At 60.8% G+C, this 3,509-nt stretch carries 6 protein-coding genes; all 6 read right to left on the bottom strand.

What is annotated here, in order from left to right; translation table 11 throughout:
• Positions 1 to 221, bottom strand: a 221-nt coding sequence (locus ACIQ17_RS32200; RefSeq protein ID WP_398473617.1) for a flagellar basal body protein, incomplete at its 3' end; no start/stop codon positions are given.
• Between the two features lie 86 nt (positions 222 to 307).
• Positions 308 to 1,384: a flagellar biosynthesis protein FlhB gene (gene flhB, locus ACIQ17_RS32195; protein ID WP_398473616.1), complete on the bottom strand. Its 1,077-nt coding sequence runs from the start codon at positions 1,382 to 1,384 to the stop codon at positions 308 to 310.
• Between the two features lie 12 nt (positions 1,385 to 1,396).
• A complete protein-coding gene (locus tag ACIQ17_RS32190; protein ID WP_398473615.1) occupies positions 1,397 to 2,431 on the bottom strand; it encodes a flagellar motor switch protein FliG in 1,035 nt (344 codons plus the stop codon).
• Between the two features lie 12 nt (positions 2,432 to 2,443).
• Positions 2,444 to 2,833 (bottom strand): flagellar motor switch protein FliN, encoded by a 390-nt coding sequence (fliN, locus tag ACIQ17_RS32185; RefSeq protein ID WP_398473613.1) that lies wholly within the window; start codon positions 2,831 to 2,833, stop codon positions 2,444 to 2,446.
• Positions 2,834 to 2,868: 35 nt separating this feature from the next.
• Positions 2,869 to 3,147, bottom strand: a complete 279-nt coding sequence (locus ACIQ17_RS32180; protein WP_398473612.1) for a hypothetical protein — start codon at positions 3,145 to 3,147, stop codon at positions 2,869 to 2,871.
• A partial coding sequence (locus ACIQ17_RS32175; protein WP_398473610.1) for a FliM/FliN family flagellar motor switch protein occupies positions 3,128 to 3,509 on the bottom strand: 382 nt, incomplete at its 5' end. The genes ACIQ17_RS32180 and ACIQ17_RS32175, both read right to left, overlap by 20 nt.

Raw genomic sequence — 3,509 nt, 5'->3', positions numbered from 1 at the left:
ATTGCCTGCGCCTCGACGCGCGATCCGGTGGTGATGTGCATCGGCGACGTCACCGAAACGGGCACCACCTTGGCTTCGAGGATCTTGTTGAACGGCTCGATGTCCTGCGCGCGATAGCCGGGCGTGTTGGCATTAGCGACATTCGCCGAAACGGATGCCTGCCGCAGCGACAACCATCGCTCATGCGACGAGGCGAGGTCCAGAAGATAGACGGGTCCCACAGTGTCCCCACGGTTCACGATTCATTAGCCATGATGTAAAGATGGAAACTTGTCCGAGGCTTGAGTTGCGCGCGCGGACACGCGTCTCAGGCGTTCTTCTTTTGCTTGCGCGAATGCAGGAAGAAAATGATCTCCGCAACGGGACGGAAAAACTCTGCGGGAATCATCCGGTCGATCTGCGCAACGTCATACATCGAACGCGCCAGCGCCTTGTCCTCGACCACCGGCACGTCGTTCTTCTCGGCAATTTCCCTGATCTTCAGCGCGATCAGGTCCTGCCCCTTGGCCAGCACGGTCGGCGCCGCGTCCTCGCCCTGCTTGTATTTGAGCGCGATGGCGAAGTGAGTCGGATTCGCAATCACCAGCGTCGCATTCGGAACGGCCGCGAGCATCGTGTTGCGGGCACGATCGCGCGCCAATGAGCGCATGCGCGACTTCAGGATCGGATCGCCTTCCGCCTGCTTGAACTCGTCCTTCACTTCCTGCTTGGTCATGCGCATTTCGCGGCGCCAGTGGAAGCGTGCCCAGACCAGATCGAGCGAGACCAGCACGATGGTTGCAATACTGATCGCCGAGACCAGGCGCATCGCCGTCGTCAGGACGAGTTCGGGAACCGCTGCGGGATCGCTGAACAATGCATTCACAGCCACCGCCTCCTCGGCTCGCAACACGATCGAGACGACCAGGCTGATGGCAATGAACTTGAAGACCGATTTTGCAAATTCGACCCGCCCCTGCGCGCCGAATATCCGCTCGAATCCCTTCATGATCGACAGGCGGGAGAGCTCTGGCTGGATGCGATCCATCACGAGCGCCGGCGCATTCTGCAGAAACGAGGACGCCAGACCGGCCAGCATCAGGACGACAACCACCGGGATGAGAAACTCGGCCGCGCTCAGCCCGATCTGGGTGAGCAGCGAGACGGCATCCGCCCCCGTCCGAATGCGGATGCCGGATGGATCGTCGATCATTCGCGCCAGCGTGCCCGTGAGCTTGCGCACATTGTCGGACATCAGAAAGCTCATGATGATGAGCAAAGCGAGCATCGAGGCGAAGATCGGCGCCTCGCGCGAGACGGGAATCTGTCCCTTCTCGATGGAGTCGCGGACCTTCTTCTCGGTCGCCTCTTCTGTCTTGCTATCCTTCTCGGGCGCCTCGGACACGGCAATCTATCTTCAGGTGAAAAAGGACTGGTCTTCCTGATCCGGATTGAGCTCGATCTCGCCGCGGCCGGCCATATCGAGCGCAAGATCCGTGATCGCGCGGCGTGCATCGAGAATTTCGCGCTGGTTGGCGGGAATGCCGCTCGACAATTCGTGCTCGACCAGGCGACGGGTACGTCCCGCGAGCGACGACAGGATGAGTTCGCGGAAAGCGACATCGGATCCCTTCAGCGCCATCACCGTGCGATCGGTCGGAACCTGATCGAAGATCAGCATGCGCGCCTTCGCCGTCAGCTTCACGATGTCGTCGAAGGTGAACAGCATGCCCTTCAGGATTTCCGCCGACTTCGGCCGCGATTCCGTCAGGCTCTTCAGCGATTCTTCCATCTGCGGCCGCTCCATCTTGTTGATGATGTCGGCCATGCGCGGATAGGTGTCGGAGGCGAGGTTGCGGGCAAAGTTGATCATGAAGTCTTCGTGCATCGTCTTTTCGATGATGGCCATGGCTTCGTCCACCACGGGCTTCAGGCTCAGCATCCGGCGCATCAGGTCGTGGCGGATGTCTGACGGCAGATGGCTCATCACGCGCGCCGCGCAAGCCGGCTTGACCCGCGACAGGATCAACGCGGCGGTCTGCGGATGCTCCTTGACCAGATAATTCGCGAGCAGGCCTTCGGAGACGAGCGAGATTCGCTCCCACACCGACTTGTTCTTGTTGCCCAGTACTTCCGAGATGATGTCGGTCACCTGCTCGGCCGGCAGAACGCCGTTCAGCAGTTTCTCGAGTTCACCGACGGTGCCGAAGATGTTCGGGCCTTGCGAGAAGTTCTGCGCGAACTCCTCGATGATTTCCTCCAGTTCCGGCGTCGAGATCGGCTTCAGCTCCGCGGCTGCGCGCGTCACCAGTCGGATCTCGTCGGGATCGAACTCCTTGAGGAGGCCGCCGGAAAGGTCTCGGCCCATGGCCAGCAGAAGCACGGCAGCCTTCTCCGTGCCGCCGAGGGGCTTCACGGAGGTGCTGCGCTTGACGGGTGCATTGAATGCCATGGGCGGGCTCTATCAGGCGTCCGGATCTCCGGCCATGCTGCCGACGATTTCCGTCAACGACACGCCGAAACGCGAATTTTCATCTTCCACCACGACCACGGCGCCGCGCGCCACGATGCGGCCATTGACCACGACTTCAACGGGCTCGCCGACGCGATGATCGAGCGGGATCACCGCACCGCGGCCTAGCTTCATCAGATCCGCCACAGGCATCGTGGCCGAGCCGAGCATCACCTGCACGGTCACCGGAATACGCAGAATGGGCTCGATATTGGTCAAGCGGTTGGTTTCTTCGGCCGCGCGAGCAGCGATATCCGCCAATTTGCCGAGCGATGCGTGTTCGACTCCAAGCGCATCGGCCGCTGCTGTGGTCGCCGGATCGGCCTCGAATGGTTGGTTCATGGTCCCCTGCCTTCTGGAATTGACGTCTCGTGATCTCAAGCCGGACTGGCGTTGCGTGCGTCGATCTCCGCGATCGTTCGGCGCGCCTCATCGATCTTGTCGCCGAGTGCGTTGACCATCTGCCGTCCGTCGGCACTGAAGTCCCGCACCATCATGACCATGTCATCGACGGTCTCATTGGTTTTGCCGAGCACCTGCGTAAACTCGCCCTGATGCGCGCGGAGCCGCACCAACTCACGATGCATCTTGGTGACACGGACGCTGGTGAACAGCAGTGCAGCGAAAAGAACGATGTCAACGATTGAGGATATCATTGATGAACTCCCGCTTCTGATCCCCGGACTCTTTGACCTGCAGCGAATAGACGCCGTTCATCTGGCCGAGCTGACACCAGAACAACCGCTGCTCGTTGCATTCGAGCCGGACCAGCGTGTCGGGCGTGGCGTTCAGTTGCAGGACCTGGCCGACCTTGAAATTGGCCACTTCGCCGAGCGTGAACTGGCGCTCTTCCAGGATGGCCTTCAGCGTTACTTCGGTGCGCTTGATTTCACTATGGAGCTGGCGGCTCCACTTCGGATCGGTCGATGCCGATTCGCCGGACACGATCTGCGACATCGCGGTGCGGATCGGATTGAGCGCCGCATGCGGAATGACGATGAACATCTCGCCGCCGCGA

The organism is Tardiphaga sp. (assembly GCF_044340795.1).
Classification (GTDB): Bacteria; Pseudomonadota; Alphaproteobacteria; order Rhizobiales; family Xanthobacteraceae; genus Tardiphaga.
The sequence above is the reverse complement of the archived record's forward strand: the minus strand, read 5'-3'. Positions and strand labels throughout refer to the sequence as shown.